The following is a 14,171-nucleotide window of genomic DNA, read 5'->3' as shown; positions in this document are numbered from 1 at the left end:
AGTTTATGATCTAGCTATCAACACCATGAAAGTAATTGAGCAATCAGGTTGCAACTAAAGGCCAACAAAGACAGAAAAATGATCAGGAATTTATTAATATTCTCATTAAAAAACCGTTGGACCGTAGTCGCCATCGGTATCATACTCATGGCAGTAGGATACTACTGCTTTACGCAACTTAAAATAGAAGCGTACCCAGATATTGCTGATACCAACGTAATTGTGGTTGCCCCATTCCCGGGAAGAGCGGCGGAGGAGGTAGAACAGCAAGTAACCGTTCCAATTGAACGCGCTTTGCAAAACACTCCCAATGTGCTGGATCGGAGAAGTAGAACTATCTTCGGATTGAGTGTAGTACAGCTCACCTTTAAAGATGGTACGGACGACTACTTCGCCCGTCAACAGGTGATGGAACGCTTGGGTTCTATTGAGTTACCTGATGGCGTCACCCCCGAGCTGGCACCACTCTCCACTGCCGTTGGTGAGATCATGCGCTACGTTGTAGAAGCGCCGCCGAGTTTTACGCCAACGCAACTACGCGACTTACAGGATTGGGTTATTAAACCGGCTTTATTACAAACGCCAGGCATTGCTGATGTCACCACTTTCGGTGGTCCGATGAAACAGTTCCATATTTTTGCTTCTCCTGAAAAACTGCGTAAATACGATCTAAGTATAGCAGACATTGAAACAGCCGTTGATAATAATAATCAAAACACCGGCGGAAATATTATAAACCGTGGTGGCCAAGGTTTTGCCGTACGAGGCCTAGGGGCTATCAAATCGGAGAATGACATCTTAAACATCGTATTGAAATCAGTAAATGGTATGCCCATTTTTGTACGGGATGTCGCCAATGTTGAGGTTGGTCCTCCTCCCCCCAATGGTGTTTTAGGTTATACCGTCACAACAGACAGTTTAGATGTAAACAATGGCGTAGAAGGTGTTGTGCTTTTACGTCGCTATGAAAATCCAAGTGATGCTTTGGCGCTTTTGAAGCAAAAAATGGCGGAGGTACAGGCGCATGATCTACCCGAGGGCGTCCGTATTAGGCCGCTCTATGACCGAAGTTTTCTCATCAATCACTCGCTGGAGACGGTAGCACATACACTTTTTGAAGGGATAAGCATTGTAATCATCCTCCTCATCTTTTTTCTTGGGAGTGTGCGTAGCGCGTTGGTAGTAGCCTTAACAATTCCTTTTTCTCTTTTGTTCGCCTTCATTCTGATGCGCCTAACCGGTATTCCTGCGAACTTACTTTCGCTCGGAGCGATTGATTTTGGAATTATTGTGGATGGAGCTTGCGTCATGGTGGAGCATCTCATTCGAAAGTATCGAACCGCCACAGCAGAAGAAAAGAAGGAAGGAATCATTAAAATCACCCTTTCTTCGGCACAGGAAGTAGGTAGGGAAATTTTCTTTTCGGTTACCATTATTATTTTGGCTTACATGCCCATCCTATTAATGACAAGGGTTGAAGGAAAGCTGTTTTCACCAATGGCCCTAACCTTGGCGTTTGCAGTAATAGGCTCCATGTTGGCAGCGCTCACAATTATCCCAGTGTTGATTTCCTTTGTCTACCACAAAGCGCTGAACAACAAAGAGAAACCATTGAAAGAACATCGTAACAAACTATTGGAGTTTCTGGAGAAGTTATATGGCAAAACCTTGCAAAAGTTTATTTCGCAATATAAGCGCACCGTAATCGTAGGCTTTTTCCTGGTTGCTATTTGTATTCTAGCTGGTGCTAAATTAGGCTCAGAATTTCTACCTTCGTTAGACGAAGGCTCCATCTTTTTAAGAGGTAATTTTCCATCCGGTATTAATATTCAGGAAAATGCGAAATATGCACCACTCATTAGAAAGGTAATTTCCAGGTATCCGCAAGTTGCTTTTGTTATTACGCAAACAGGGCGCAACGACGACGGAACCGATCCGTTCCCCGCTAATAGAAATGAAATTCTGGTCGGGCTCAAAGACTATAAGCTTTGGAGTGATACCATAGCGAAGTCGACCTTGGTTAACAACATCAAGGCTGATCTATCCAAAGCTTTGCCAAGCGTTAGTTTTTCCAGCGGCCAACCCATTATTGATCAGGTAATGGAAATTGTTACCGGCTCGGCGGCTGATCTCGCGGTATCCATCGTTGGAAACGATCTGCATCTTATGCGGCAAAAGGCGGATAGTATCGCAAATATTGCAAGAAATATGCAAGGCAGCGAATCCGTTAATATCGAACAAGAGGGACCGCAGGAGCAAATTGCTGTTAATATAAACCGCGAGAATGCTGCAAGGTTTGGCATTAATATTTCCGATATCCAAAACATGATCGAGGCCGCAATCGGCGGCAAAACCATTTCTGAAATATACGATGGTACGAAACGCTATGACATTGTTGTTCGCTATTTACCCCAGTATAGAGATAACATTGATGGGTTAAAAAATCTATTGGTCACTTCAGCAACCGGTAACCTGGTCCCGATGAGCCAGCTTGCTGAAATCGGTTTTATCGAAGGGCAAACCAATATTTATCATTATGGAAGCAAACGCATGATCACCGTTAGAACGAATATTGAAGGAAGAGACCAGGTGAGTTTTGTAAAAGAACTACAGAAAAAAATTGGTGCACAAGTGCATATTCCAAAAGGATACGACCTTATTTATGGAGGACAATACGAGAATCTGGAAAGAGCCGGTAAACAGTTGTTGTTTACCATTCCGTTGACCATTGGACTCGTATTTGCCTTTCTATATCTGCTTTACAGAAACTTCAAGGATACCTTGCTCACGATGAGTTGTATTCTGTTTGCCTTAGGCGGTGGCATTGTAGCGCTATTGCTGAGGGGTTACTACTTTAATGTCTCGGCAGGTGTAGGCTTTGTCAGTATCTTCGGAATCTCTGTAATGGCAGGCGTATTGATCGTGTCGGCACTCAATAGAAACTTTAGTAACCTCTCTACTTATGCGTTGCCTATTGAAGAACAAAAGGCCGTCATATTGACTACTTCAAAGGGACAGCTGCGGGCGGTATTGACCATTCTGGTGGTCGCAATCATTGGCTTGTTTCCGGCAGCCACTTCCAGCGGCATTGGATCGGACGTTCAACGTCCATTGGCAACTGTCATCATTGGTGGCTTAACCAGTACCCTTGTATTTGCTCCACTCTTGATTCCTCCCTTATTTTGGTGGACAAGCCGTAGGAAGTTTGGTTCAAAGTACAAGTTGGAAAATAATTGAATAGTTAAGTGGTTGAGTCGTTGAGTTGTTGAATAATAGCAGTTGCAATGAGAGTGGGCACTGGCCTAAGTCTAACACACCCTAAACCTTACACCTTAAAACCTGTCGATAGGCTGATACCTGATAGCTGACAGCCTATCGGCTATAAGCTATTCTTCTAAATAATTCAAATCCTTATCGAAGCTCTCTTTCAATTGGCTTAGTGCGAACATGGCAATGGCGCTCAATAAAACAACCATAATGGTTGCCGCAATGATAATATCGAAGCGATGGACAAACCATTCAAATAAAAAAGTGCTTGGAACGAGTGCGCCACGGACAAAGTTAGGTGCCGTGGTAGCAACCGTTGCTCTTAAATTAGTGCCAAACTGTTCGGAGGCTATCGTAACAAAAGTAGCCCAATATCCGACCGAGAAACCCATAAAAAAGGCTAACCAAACGAATTTTTGAGCGGTAATACCACTGCTCATTAAATACCACAGCGAACTGATGATGATCAACAGTTGGAAGAAAAATACCGCCTTCTTTCTCGACTTTGTCAGCTGGGCATATAACCCGGCGAAGATGTCACCGAGCGAAATACCAATGTAAGCGTACATAATTCCCTTACCCGCACTAAGTGTTTCCGTAGCACCCAAGGCAACGCCAAATTCGGGCGCCTGCGTAATCAGTATACCTACTACAAACCAAATAGGTAACCCGATAAGCATGCAATAAAGATACCGCAAGAAGCGCTCTCTATTCTCAAAAAGCATGAAGAATTTTCCCTTTAAAACATTTTTTTGTGCGGTATCGGTAAACATTCCTGATTCGAAAGTTCCAACACGCATCAGCAATAGCAATAGCCCCATACCACCACCAACCAAATAAGCATTTCGCCAGTTGAAATGTTCAGCAACATAAAAGGCTGCTATGGCTCCTAATACACCGATACCGGCTATAAGCATCGTCCCATATCCCCTTTTGTCCCTTGGCATACTCTCACTAACTAAGGTGACTCCGGCTCCCAGCTCACCTGCCAAGCCAATGCCTGCGATAAAACGAATCCAGGCGTAGCTATGTATATCGTTCACAAAGCTATTGGCCATATTGGCCAGTGAATAAAGCAAAATTGACCCGAACAATACCCTTACTCTGCCAAATTTATCACCGATAATTCCCCACAGTAATCCTCCCAGCAATAATCCGATCATTTGCATATTAAGAACGTATTCACCGTCTGTACGCATATTTTCCAATGGCACCCCTATATCCTTAAAACTTTGTACTCTAACGATTGAAAAAATAACTAGATCGTAGATGTCTACAAAATAACCCAGGGAAGCTACCAAAACCAACAACCAAACTTTAGTGGTTTGTTGTTTATTATGCTGTTCTATCATCAAGAATGGTCTATTGAAAATACGGGGCTAAAATATAAATTTTATTGAATTAAAATTTGCTTAGACTTTTATTTACCCCCGATTTCACTTTGCCGGAGACAGAACGAAAACCCTCATTTTATACAACTCCTCCTAGATAGTTTATTTAAAATTATGGCTAATGTAAAATTCTTTTTATCTTAGCCTCAAGCTACTTCCGCTAGCGATGTCAAACACGCATTTAGCTAATACATGAAGGTCTCAGAGCGTACATTAAAATGGGTAATGCGTTTATATCCCCCCCTCCTTTTTCAACGAATTTGGGTTCAGAGATTTCATAGAGATTTTAAAGGTGTTGATGTAAAGATTCTATATAGCATACTGAACAAAAATTATAATTCCTCTATATTTGGGGGAACGATTTATGCGGCCGCCGATCCTTTTTTTGCGTTGTTGTTCGATCAGATTTTTCGACGTAAAGGGTACAAAACACGGGTATGGCTAAAGAGTGCTTCTATTGATTACATAAAACCCGGTCGCGGAACGCTTTATTTCCAAATCCGGCTAACTGATGATGCAATCGAAGAGGCGCAGCAAACACTGGATATGACCGGTAAATTTATACAGAAATTTATGCTGGATATCGTCGATAAAAATGGGGAGCTTTGTGCAAAGGTGATGAATGAAGTTTATGTGAGAAATCTAAAATATAATGAGGAACAACCTACGGTTGCATACTAATGCCTATGTTTTAGCATCTGAAAATCCTATATGAGCATTGAAATTCCGTTTTTTAATCAATTTACATTACTAAAATGAGGCTAAAGGCAACAATACTACAAGGTGAAGGTGAACAACTCGATTTTAAGAATAAAATCAGCAATGAAAACAAAATCGCAAAGACATTGGTTGCTTTTGCTAATAATAAAGGTGGAAAATTGCTTATCGGCGTTGCTGATGACGGCCATATAATCGGTGTAAAAAACGAAGACGAAGAGCGATTTATCTTAGAGCGCGCAGCTTATCGATATTGTAAACCGGCGGTCGAAATCAAATTTGATGAAACATTTGTTGACGACAAGCTGGTTCTTATCGCCGAAATACCTGAAAGCGACGTAAAACCACATTACGCCTTGGGAGATGATGGCAAATGGTGGGTTTACATACGTGTAAAAGATAAAAGTATACTAGCAGGAAAAGTAGTAGTGGATGTATTGAAAAGACATGGAGAATCAGAAGGGGTACTGATTACGTATACCGATAAAGAAAAACAGTTACTCACTTTTCTGAATGAAAAACAAAAGGTTGCACTGATAGATATTTGTAAACATCTAAAATTATCGCGAAGAAAAACGCAACGACTGTTAGTGAACATGATATTGGCAGGCATTGTCAAGGTTGATACCACAAAAGAAGCGGAATTCTATATGCCCACAGCTATTTAATAGGAAACTTAATTCACGGATTTGTCAGAACTAAACAACATATAACAAATGAAATTATATATATTCCTTTCACTAACATTAGGTGTTGTCACGTCGTCATGCAATAACGCCGGCAACAAAAATTTACAGTTACAAGAAGAAGTGATCGCTGTTCATGATTCAATTATGCCAAAAATGGGCGCATTAGTGCGCGACAATTTAAAAGTAGGCATTCTACTCACAAAAATGGATAGTCTAAAACAGGTAAATCCAGCACTTGATACTGCACAAGAGAAAGATAAATTGCTTAAGTTACAATCAAAACTGACCGAAGCAAACGAAGAAATGACCGATTGGATGCATAATTTTGAGCCCGCTCAGGAGGACAAAAAAGCCGAAGAGATGGCATCCTATTTACAAAACGAACTGGCAAAAATAAAGGCGCTTAAAGAGAAGTTTGCAACGGCCGAAAGTGAAAGCCGTGAGATTCTTTCCAAGTACAAACCTTAACAACAAGTAGGCAATAAACCTACCATGAAGCGGTAGGCTATCCATTGCCTAAAAATAATCATAACAGTATGAACAAGTATTTAATTTTTGTCCTTAGTTTACTCGTATGGGGGTGTGGTCAAAAAGGACAGCAACGTTTACCTATTCTTGGTGAACGGGAACCGGTGACGAAAGAAGTAGATGGAAAAACTGTAACGGATACGCTATATCAAACCATTCCTACATTTTCTTTTATTAATCAAGACAGTACGATCGTAACAGATAAAGATTTTGACAACAGCATATATGTAGCTGATTTCTTTTTCACCTCATGCCCCAGCATTTGTCCGGTGATGAGCAAAAACTTATTAAAGGTACTGAATAAGTATCAAGGAAATGAGGAAGTAAAAATTCTCTCACATAGTATTGACACAAAATATGATACGCCTTGGGTTTTAAAAAGATATGCCAATAAACTCGGTGTAAAAGGAAATCAATGGCAATTTGTGCATGGTACTCAGCGAGACATTTATGGCATTGCCGATAAGTATATGGTTTATGCAAAGGAAGACGCGCAAGCTCCGGGAGGCTTTGAACACCAGGGATGGCTTATTTTGGTTGACAAAGAAAAGCGAATACGTGGAGCTTATGACGGAACGGACGATAATCAAGTGGCCCAATTGATGCAGGACATGGATATATTACTAGGCGAGTATAAAGGTGGGCATGAGAAATAGCTTTTTATGGGCGGGCTTCTTGGTGGCCTTGATCGCTTCCGTCATGAATGCTTGTCAGGGGGAGCAAGAAATAAAAAAGGCGCAATTTTTCACGAATGGGAAATCCCTATTTGCCACAAAATGTGCAAATTGTCACGGATCAGAAGGTGAAGGTCTCGGCAATCTATATCCGCCCCTAACAGATACCACCTTCTTACATACGATGCGAAAGGAATTACCTTGTATCGTGAAATACGGTTTACACGAAGAACTAACCATTGAGAATCGGAAATTTGACACAGAAATGCCGGCCAACCCTACTTTAACAGATCAGGAAATCGCTTATATACTAACCTATGTTGGAAATTCTTTTGGCAATGACTTGGGATTTGTAAGCACGGAAGAAGTGGCTGTTCATTTAAAAAATTGCGCTGCGACAAATTAGGCATCACACCGGAGGAAGTACGAAAGAAATAGGCTGGATAGGTTCAAGATCGTAAATACAGCATGATTTTGTACTAAATACTGGTCAATCGATTTCTTATTTTGAGATTTTTATAGTAGGTTTGCATGATGCAAGCCGTTCTATCGCCGCACTTTGTGAGGAGGAAAGTCCGGGCAATATAGAGCATCTCGCTTCCTAACGGGAAGGTCCCGGTTAAACCCGGGAACGGAAAGTGCCACAGAAAATAAACCGTCTCGATTGCTATCGAGATAAGGGTGAAAACGTGAGGTAAGAGCTCACGGCCTTGTATGGCGACATACATTGCGGTAAACCCCGGGAATTGAAAGACCAAATAGGTTCTGAACGTAGGGTTGCTCGCTCTCTTCGCCTTTTAGGCGGATTCAGAATGGGTAGGTCGTTAGACCTTACAAGTGATTGTAAGGCTAGATAAATGATAGAAGCTCAACTTCGGTTGAGGACAGAACCCGGCTTATAGGCTTGCTTTTTTTTAGAACTTAAACAGCATAAAATTGCGATTTTGACGCAATAGACACTTATGGCTAAAATATTAATCATTGATGATGAACGGGCGATTAGAAGCACGTTGCGGGAGATTTTAGAATACGAAGATTATCAGGTCACCGATGTTGATAATGGCCTCGATGGTCTCGAAATCATCAAAAGAGACAACATCAACCTGGTATTATGTGATATCAAAATGGGGAGAATGGACGGAATGGAAGTGCTTACAGAAGCACAATCTATTAAACCGGACCTTCCGTTTATTATGATATCGGGGCATGGTACGGTTGAAACAGCCGTTGAAGCGAGCAAAAAAGGGGCTTATGACTTTATATCGAAACCACCCGATTTAAACAGGCTGCTTATCACAGTAAGGAATGCACTGGAACGTGGAACGCTGGTCACCGAAACAAAAGTATTAAAACGCAGGGTAAGTAAAACCAGGGAGATACTTGGTGAATCAGAGGCTATTACGAAGATAAAAGAAACGATCGATCGTGTGGCACCAACAGATGCCCGAGTTCTGATTACCGGTGCCAATGGAAGCGGTAAAGAACTGGTGGCTAGATGGCTTCATGAAAAATCAAATCGAGCCAACTCTCCCCTGATTGAAGTGAATTGTGCGGCAATCCCCTCGGAATTAATCGAAAGTGAGTTATTCGGACATGAAAAAGGATCGTTTACATCTGCTGTTAAGCAACGGATCGGTAAATTTGAGCAAGCGGATCGAGGTACATTATTTTTGGATGAGATTGGTGATATGAGTTTATCTGCTCAGGCAAAAGTATTGCGAGCCTTGCAGGAAAATAAAATAACACGGGTGGGTGGCGATAAGGAAATCGAAGTAAATGTCCGTGTAATAGCGGCAACAAATAAAGATCTATTAAGGGAAATCGAATCAGGTAATTTCCGTATGGACCTTTACCACCGCCTAAGTGTCATCCTAATACACGTCCCTCCTCTTTCAGAGAGACGATCGGATATCCCCATCATTGCGGAACAGTTTTGTGAAGAAATCTGTACAGATTATGGCATGCCTATTAAAAAGATAACGAGCAGTGCTATTGATGCGTTAAAATCGCTTCCTTGGACCGGGAATATTCGTGAATTGAGAAATATGGTAGAGCGACTTATCATTTTAAGCGATAAATCGATTACCGACAAAGACGTGTATGCTTATGCCAATCCCGGCGGGCCTGTTTTGGAAAGCGCGGAAGTAACCACCAGCATAGGTAACGGTGCAACTATTTCGTCGCCGGAACCAAACCATCACGGAAGTATTAATGGATTAAATCATTTTGATCAATTCTCTTCTTTTCAAGAATATAAGGACTATGCGGAAAGAGAATATATCAAATACAAACTAGAAAATAATGCCTGGAATGTATCGAAAACAGCCGATGATATTGAAATTCAGCGCAGCCATCTCTATAGCAAAATCGAAAAATATGGCTTGAAGCGGGAGAATTGATTAGAGACGTAGGTAGCAGGACGTAGGTATAAAGTATCAAGACACCTGCCAACCGGCAGGCAGGTAAGTATCAGATTTCCTTTCCTGTGTCTCATGTCTTATGTCTTACTATCCTATGTCTTATAAAAACTAATTCCACATGGGGTTCTGAGGGAAACCTGCTACATGGGCATACCTTGGTCCTAAACTAATAACAGCCTCTTTCCATAAATTTTCTTCATCATTAACAAACACAATGTCGGGATCAAAGCTATTCCCTATCATCCACGTGTTTTCCTTCAGCTCTTTATTTAACTGACCACCTGACCAACCGGAGTATCCAATAAAAAACTTTATCTCGTCCAATCCTATGGCACGATCGTTTATCAGTAGCTTCAACGCCTCAAAATTTCCACCCCAAAATAAATTTTCTTTTATTTCGATGCCACTGTTTAAACGATCATAACATTTGTGAATGAATTGTATACTATCTTGCCCCACAGGCCCACCTACGAACAGTTGATATTCAGCGTTTGGCATATCGGACATTACATCCTTCAATAAAAGCGAGCTGGGTTGGTTTAATACCAAACCTACCGATCCGTCTTCGTCACTATGTTCACACAATAAAACAACAGAGCGCTGAAAATTTGGATCTAGCATGAAAGGTTCGGAAAGTAATAAACTACCTTGTTGCGGATTGAAATTGCTAAGCATGAGAAATAAATTTCTATTCGTAAAATCAATATAATCCTATCAAATATAGGGCCGAAATTTAGCTTTGAGGTATTAGATGTTAGCTGTTAGATTTTAGGTGTTAGCTTTTAGGTATTAGGTGTCTATTGGTGTCCGATGTCTTACGAGTTGCCTGCCAGTAGGCAGGTGTCTCTTATCCCCTGGTTTGATACATATCTTATATTGGCATTCCATTTTCCCTCATCTAATTCTCATATAAAAGAAAGTTTATGTATGTTTAGGTGAATAAATGGCTACGTTTTTTTTAAGTTTGTAAAAGAACTATAAGCTATGGATAAGGAATTACATATTGAAGATATTAGAACGGATTATAGACTGGCATCCTTAACTGAAGATAGCATTGACAAAGACCCCATTCGCCAATTTGAGCAATGGTTTGAACAGGCTATCAACGCCCAAGTAATAGAGGTCAATGCTATGACACTAGCAACAGTAGATGCTGATGGTTCACCTAGCGCTCGTATCGTATTGCTGAAAGATATTGAAGATGGTGCCTTCGTTTTCTACACCAACTATAATAGTCAAAAAGCCAAAGAGATCGCCACTCATCCGATGGTCTCCCTTGTGTTTTTTTGGCCGGATCTACAAAGACAGGTGCGTATCAAGGGAACCGTAGAAAAAGTGGATAAAGCCAGTTCGGAAGCTTATTTCCATAGTAGACCGGTCGGCAGTCAATTGGGAGCCTGGGCTTCGCCTCAAAGCGATGTTATTCCGAGCAGAGTATTCCTGGAAGAAAATCTTAAAGAGGTTTCCGAAAAATATAAAAACCAGGTTGTACCAAAACCTCCACACTGGGGCGGCTATAAGGTAACACCTTCTACAATAGAATTCTGGCAAGGTAGAACAAACCGGTTACACGACCGAATTCTATACAGCAAAAATACCTCGAGTGCGGGATGGGCGATTAATCGTTTAGCACCTTGATAAACAAATGGATCTTACGAAAATAAAAAACATACTCACGTCCCGCTTCGGCAATGAATGTATTGTGGACGAAGAATTGCAAGGATTACAACCTGCTTTGGTGATTCATCGGGACTTTCTGCGGGCTGTCTGTAAAGAACTCAAAGAGAACCAGGACACTTGGTTCGACTTTCTATCCTGCATTTCAGGAGTCGACTATGGCGTTAATGAGGGCTTCGGTGTTGTATATCATCTTGCGTCAATTCCTTATAAAACGCAGTTAACGCTAAAGGTAAAATTGGATAACCTTCGTGAAAGATCGACATTGCCTTCGATTGACAGCGTTAGCACAATTTGGCGTACAGCTGATTGGCACGAAAGAGAAGCATATGACTTGGTAGGTATTTTCTTTAATGACCATCCCGATTTAAGACGTATTCTACTGCCTGACGATTGGGGTGGGTATCCGCTACGGAAAGATTACCAAGACGCGGAAAGCTACCATGGCATTCCAATAAATTGAATCAAAAAATTTAACCTTCTTTCGAAACAACAAATTAGTGAATAATACGGATACACAAGCTGCTTTAAACGCTTACGAAAAAAGAATGTCTGAATTAGGCCCGGAGGAAATGATTATTAACATCGGCCCCCAACACCCGTCTACACATGGCGTTCTACGTTTGGAAGTTATTTCAGATGGTGAAATTGTTAAGGAGGTTGTTCCCCACATGGGTTACCTTCATCGTTGCTTTGAAAAACATGCCGAGTCGATGAATTATGGAAAAACCATTCCTTTTACCGATCGCATGGACTACTTAGCTTCTATGAATAATAGTCATGCTTTTGTAATGGGCGTCGAAAGGATGCTTGGTTTAGACAAGGAGATTCCTAAACGAATTGAATATATCCGTGTTTTGGTCTGCGAATTAAACAGGATTGCATCGCACCTGATTGCAATTGGCACCTATGGCATTGACATTGGCGCCTTCACTCCTTTTATGTGGTGTTTTAGAGACCGCGAGCATATTATGAATATGCTGGAATGGGCATCAGGATCAAGGATGCTCTACAATTATATTTGGATCGGCGGGTTGTTTTACGACTTACCTGTCGGTTTTGAAGAAAGATGCAAAGAATTTGTTCACTATTTTAAACCAAAATTAGTTGAACTGGATGAGCTTTTAACAAACAATCAGATCTTTATCTCACGCACCGCTAATATTGGCGCTTTGCCGCTGGAAGTAGCAATCAATTATGGTTGCTCAGGACCAATGCTCCGTGCTTCAGGCTTAAAATGGGATCTTAGGAGAGTAGACGAGTATTCGGTATATCCGGAGATCGATTTTGATATTCCCATTGGAAAAGGTGAAATGGGCAAGAAAGGCGACTGCTGGGATCGATATAAAGTGAGGGTTGATGAAATCGTTGAGTCGGTTAAGATTATTGAACAATGTCTGGAAAGATTACAGAAAGATTTAAAAAGAACACCTGATTTTGATCCCCGTGGCTTAGTCCCTAAAAAAGTATCTCCAAAAGCGCAAGACTATTATGTAAGGGCTGAAAATCCCAAGGGAGAGCTCGGCTTCTATTTTATAACCGATGGCAAGTTGGACATTCCGAGACGTGTAAAAGCCAGGGGGCCTAGTTTTAATAACTTATCTGTTCTACCGGAGCTATCAAAAAACATTCTCATCGCCGACCTTATTGCCATATTAGGATCTATTGACATCGTTTTGGGCGAAGTTGATCGATAGCAGTTGGAAACAAGAATCAGGGCAAAGGTATGAGGTATCAGGATTTATATCCTATGTCTAACTTCTATGTCCTATGTCAAGTATCAAGTATCAAGACTTTCTATCCTATGTCTTACTTCCTATGTCCTATGTCTTATATCCTATATCCTAAATTAACGACTTGATTATACTAAAAATATTAGTATATTTGTCAATCATAAATAGTTTTTTTAGCATCGAAAAAATGGAAGTGATTGACAAAATCTATGGGAATATCAAGGTATCGCCGCTTAAAGAGGAATTATTGAAAACAGACGTTTTGCAACGGTTGAACTTCATTCATCAAAGTGGTGCCATCTTCCTTATAAATCCCCAAGCACACCATAAACGGTTGGAACATTCCATTGGTGTTATGTATCTGATTCAATTATTGGGAGGATCGGAATTGGAGCAAGTGGCAGGTTTGTTACATGATTTATCTCATACGGCCTTTTCCCATGTGGGCGATTATGTTATGGAAGATGATACGGAAAGTTACCATGAACGTTTATTCGAAACTGTTTTAACACAATCGGATATCCCTCAAATTCTGAAGAAACATGGCTATCAAGTGGAAGACCTATTAGATACTAAATTTGATATTTTAGAACAGCCCCTTCCCTATCTATGTGCTGATCGCATAGACTATACACTACGAGATGCCCATCAGTATGGCATGATAAAACGTCAGGAAGCCATCCACTTTATCAAACATTTACAAGTAAGAGATAATAAGATTATTGTTATCGGTGATGAACAAGCACTATGGATCAACAGCTTGTCAAAAAAGGTCAATGAAGAAATTTACAATTATCCTTTATACGTTTATACGAATCAGCAACTCGCAAACCTTATAAAAAAATATTTACAAGATGGCCGTTTAATCCTAAGCGATTTACTCCAAAACGACACTTTTTTATTGAATAAGATTAGAAGCCATTATGACGGAGTAGAAGCTATTAAGGCAATAAAAACAGCAATAGGCTACAAAAACTTTCTAAAGAAACCGGAGTCCGTTAAAATTAAAAAACGTTATATTGATGCTTTTTTGTAAGAAAAGTAAAAAGTCAAAATTAAAAAGTCAAAAGCCTGC

13 protein-coding genes and 1 other RNA gene are annotated in these 14,171 nt (G+C 40.7%); 12 read left to right on the top strand and 2 right to left on the bottom strand.

Going from position 1 to position 14,171, the window contains the following annotated elements; genetic code table 11:
- The first annotated feature begins 78 nt into the window (after nucleotides 1–78).
- Entirely contained in the window at nucleotides 79–3,237 is a 3,159-nt protein-coding gene (locus tag ACH11B_RS18605) for an efflux RND transporter permease subunit (RefSeq protein WP_377609090.1), read from the top strand.
- 149 nt (nucleotides 3,238–3,386) lie between these two features.
- Here the strand turns inward: ACH11B_RS18605 and ACH11B_RS18600 are convergent, their stop codons facing one another.
- A complete protein-coding gene (locus ACH11B_RS18600; RefSeq protein ID WP_013666611.1) occupies nucleotides 3,387–4,619 on the bottom strand; it encodes an MFS transporter in 1,233 nt (410 codons plus the stop codon).
- Nucleotides 4,620–4,850: 231 nt separating this feature from the next.
- Here ACH11B_RS18600 and ACH11B_RS18595 point away from each other — a divergent pair, with 231 nt between their 5' ends.
- The 7 genes from ACH11B_RS18595 to ACH11B_RS18565 all read left to right on the top strand — a co-directional run bounded on the left by ACH11B_RS18595 (nucleotide 4,851) and on the right by ACH11B_RS18565 (nucleotide 9,665).
- A complete protein-coding gene (locus tag ACH11B_RS18595; RefSeq protein WP_377609092.1) occupies nucleotides 4,851–5,339 on the top strand; it encodes a DUF4442 domain-containing protein in 489 nt (162 codons plus the stop codon).
- A gap of 74 nt (nucleotides 5,340–5,413) precedes the next feature.
- Nucleotides 5,414–6,043, top strand: coding sequence for a helix-turn-helix domain-containing protein (locus ACH11B_RS18590; RefSeq protein WP_130857797.1), 630 nt, complete (start codon nucleotides 5,414–5,416; stop codon nucleotides 6,041–6,043).
- Nucleotides 6,044–6,091: 48 nt separating this feature from the next.
- Nucleotides 6,092–6,532: a hypothetical protein gene (locus tag ACH11B_RS18585; protein WP_130857798.1), complete on the top strand. Its 441-nt coding sequence runs from the start codon at nucleotides 6,092–6,094 to the stop codon at nucleotides 6,530–6,532.
- A 68-nt stretch (nucleotides 6,533–6,600) separates the two neighbouring features.
- The gene (locus ACH11B_RS18580) at nucleotides 6,601–7,248 is read left to right on the top strand and encodes an SCO family protein (protein WP_013666607.1); all 648 of its coding nucleotides are present in this window, start codon (nucleotides 6,601–6,603) and stop codon (nucleotides 7,246–7,248) included.
- Complete coding sequence (locus ACH11B_RS18575) at nucleotides 7,238–7,672, top strand: cytochrome c (RefSeq protein ID WP_149105693.1); 435 nt, start codon at nucleotides 7,238–7,240, stop codon at nucleotides 7,670–7,672. The genes ACH11B_RS18580 and ACH11B_RS18575 overlap by 11 nt, the downstream gene beginning before the upstream one ends.
- 127 nt (nucleotides 7,673–7,799) lie before the next feature.
- Nucleotides 7,800–8,181: RNase P RNA component class A (gene rnpB / locus ACH11B_RS18570), an RNA gene on the top strand.
- Between the two features lie 47 nt (nucleotides 8,182–8,228).
- Nucleotides 8,229–9,665 carry a sigma-54 dependent transcriptional regulator gene (locus ACH11B_RS18565; protein ID WP_013666605.1) on the top strand — a complete coding sequence of 479 codons (1,437 nt, stop codon included), beginning with the start codon at nucleotides 8,229–8,231 and terminating at the stop codon, nucleotides 9,663–9,665.
- Nucleotides 9,666–9,794: 129 nt separating this feature from the next.
- Here ACH11B_RS18565 and ACH11B_RS18560 read toward each other — a convergent pair whose 3' ends face one another.
- The gene (locus ACH11B_RS18560) at nucleotides 9,795–10,361 is read right to left on the bottom strand and encodes a YqgE/AlgH family protein (protein WP_013666604.1); all 567 of its coding nucleotides are present in this window, start codon (nucleotides 10,359–10,361) and stop codon (nucleotides 9,795–9,797) included.
- A 309-nt stretch (nucleotides 10,362–10,670) separates the two neighbouring features.
- Here ACH11B_RS18560 and pdxH point away from each other — a divergent pair, with 309 nt between their 5' ends.
- The 4 genes from pdxH to ACH11B_RS18540 all read left to right on the top strand — a co-directional run bounded on the left by pdxH (nucleotide 10,671) and on the right by ACH11B_RS18540 (nucleotide 14,132).
- Complete coding sequence (pdxH, locus tag ACH11B_RS18555) at nucleotides 10,671–11,324, top strand: pyridoxamine 5'-phosphate oxidase (protein ID WP_149105692.1); 654 nt, start codon at nucleotides 10,671–10,673, stop codon at nucleotides 11,322–11,324.
- A 7-nt stretch (nucleotides 11,325–11,331) separates the two neighbouring features.
- Entirely contained in the window at nucleotides 11,332–11,826 is a 495-nt protein-coding gene (locus ACH11B_RS18550) for an NADH-quinone oxidoreductase subunit C (protein ID WP_377609095.1), read from the top strand.
- 85 nt (nucleotides 11,827–11,911) lie between these two features.
- Nucleotides 11,912–13,060 (top strand): NADH-quinone oxidoreductase subunit D, encoded by a 1,149-nt coding sequence (locus tag ACH11B_RS18545; RefSeq protein ID WP_013666601.1) that lies wholly within the window; start codon nucleotides 11,912–11,914, stop codon nucleotides 13,058–13,060.
- Between the two features lie 223 nt (nucleotides 13,061–13,283).
- Nucleotides 13,284–14,132: an HD domain-containing protein gene (locus tag ACH11B_RS18540; protein ID WP_242627366.1), complete on the top strand. Its 849-nt coding sequence runs from the start codon at nucleotides 13,284–13,286 to the stop codon at nucleotides 14,130–14,132.
- The last annotated feature ends 39 nt before the right edge of the window (nucleotides 14,133–14,171 follow it).

The sequence above is a fragment of the Olivibacter sp. EAT-5 genome, assembly GCF_044784325.1.
GTDB classification, from domain to species: Bacteria; Bacteroidota; Bacteroidia; order Sphingobacteriales; family Sphingobacteriaceae; genus Olivibacter; species Olivibacter oleidegradans.
Note: the sequence above shows the minus strand (reverse complement) of the source record. Positions and strands in the feature narration are given on the sequence as shown.

What these genes read in the sequence shown, in the direction of transcription:
- ACH11B_RS18605 (WP_377609090.1), top strand. Translation starts at nt 79, where the DNA reads ATGATCAGGAATTTATTAATATTCTCATTAAAAAACCGTTGGACCGTA.
- ACH11B_RS18600 (WP_013666611.1), bottom strand. Translation starts at nt 4,619, where the DNA reads ATGATAGAACAGCATAATAAACAACAAACCACTAAAGTTTGGTTGTTG.
- ACH11B_RS18595 (WP_377609092.1), top strand. Translation starts at nt 4,851, where the DNA reads ATGAAGGTCTCAGAGCGTACATTAAAATGGGTAATGCGTTTATATCCC.
- ACH11B_RS18590 (WP_130857797.1), top strand. Translation starts at nt 5,414, where the DNA reads ATGAGGCTAAAGGCAACAATACTACAAGGTGAAGGTGAACAACTCGAT.
- ACH11B_RS18585 (WP_130857798.1), top strand. Translation starts at nt 6,092, where the DNA reads ATGAAATTATATATATTCCTTTCACTAACATTAGGTGTTGTCACGTCG.
- ACH11B_RS18580 (WP_013666607.1), top strand. Translation starts at nt 6,601, where the DNA reads ATGAACAAGTATTTAATTTTTGTCCTTAGTTTACTCGTATGGGGGTGT.
- ACH11B_RS18575 (WP_149105693.1), top strand. Translation starts at nt 7,238, where the DNA reads ATGAGAAATAGCTTTTTATGGGCGGGCTTCTTGGTGGCCTTGATCGCT.
- ACH11B_RS18565 (WP_013666605.1), top strand. Translation starts at nt 8,229, where the DNA reads ATGGCTAAAATATTAATCATTGATGATGAACGGGCGATTAGAAGCACG.
- ACH11B_RS18560 (WP_013666604.1), bottom strand. Translation starts at nt 10,361, where the DNA reads ATGCTTAGCAATTTCAATCCGCAACAAGGTAGTTTATTACTTTCCGAA.
- pdxH (WP_149105692.1), top strand. Translation starts at nt 10,671, where the DNA reads ATGGATAAGGAATTACATATTGAAGATATTAGAACGGATTATAGACTG.
- ACH11B_RS18550 (WP_377609095.1), top strand. Translation starts at nt 11,332, where the DNA reads ATGGATCTTACGAAAATAAAAAACATACTCACGTCCCGCTTCGGCAAT.
- ACH11B_RS18545 (WP_013666601.1), top strand. Translation starts at nt 11,912, where the DNA reads ATGTCTGAATTAGGCCCGGAGGAAATGATTATTAACATCGGCCCCCAA.
- ACH11B_RS18540 (WP_242627366.1), top strand. Translation starts at nt 13,284, where the DNA reads ATGGAAGTGATTGACAAAATCTATGGGAATATCAAGGTATCGCCGCTT.